Source organism: Curtobacterium sp. P97, from assembly GCF_023712445.1.
In the GTDB taxonomy this organism is placed as follows: domain Bacteria; phylum Actinomycetota; class Actinomycetes; order Actinomycetales; family Microbacteriaceae; genus Curtobacterium.
This window is the reverse complement of the sequence record NZ_JAMAYF010000120.1, coordinates 1-449: the sequence shown is the minus strand read 5'-3', so window position 1 is coordinate 449 and position 449 is coordinate 1. Positions and strand designations below refer to the sequence as shown.

Genomic DNA, 449 nt, shown 5'->3' with positions numbered 1-449 from the left:
GTCCCTCAACTGCATCAGCCGTGCCGCCACGAGCGATGAAATTTGCACCATAACGTTCAAATGCCGGTTTCGCCGTTGAAACATAATCCTTGTATCGCTCGGGATCACGGACATCCACACGGGCAATCCAGTAGGCTTTAGTCATGCTGTTTCCTCCACTAGCTCGCAATCTTTTCCACCGCATTATCCCGCGCAAAACCGCTTCGCACTTTTGCTGGAAATGCTCTAGGCAACGGAACGCATTTCGTCGAGAATGGCAAGGGCTGCGGCTTTGCGATCAACCGCGCCGACAATTGGACGGGCAACGACCAGATGGCTGGCTCCGGCCTTCAAGGCATCCGCAGGGGTCATGACCCGTTTCTGGTCGCCCTTTTCCGAACCGGCGGGACGAATGCCCGGCGTAACGATGGCCATATCCGGGCCGACCGCCTGACGGATGGCTGCCGCTT

Annotated in this window: 2 protein-coding genes; both read right to left on the bottom strand. The window is 57.5% G+C overall.

Annotated features, from left to right (window positions below; translation table 11 throughout):
* A partial coding sequence (locus M3677_RS18705) for a DUF1330 domain-containing protein (protein ID WP_368859920.1) occupies positions 1-145 on the bottom strand: 145 nt, incomplete at its 3' end.
* Between the two features lie 80 nt (positions 146-225).
* Positions 226-449, bottom strand: a 224-nt coding sequence (locus M3677_RS17245) for an orotidine 5'-phosphate decarboxylase / HUMPS family protein (protein ID WP_251161172.1), incomplete at its 5' end; no start/stop codon positions are given.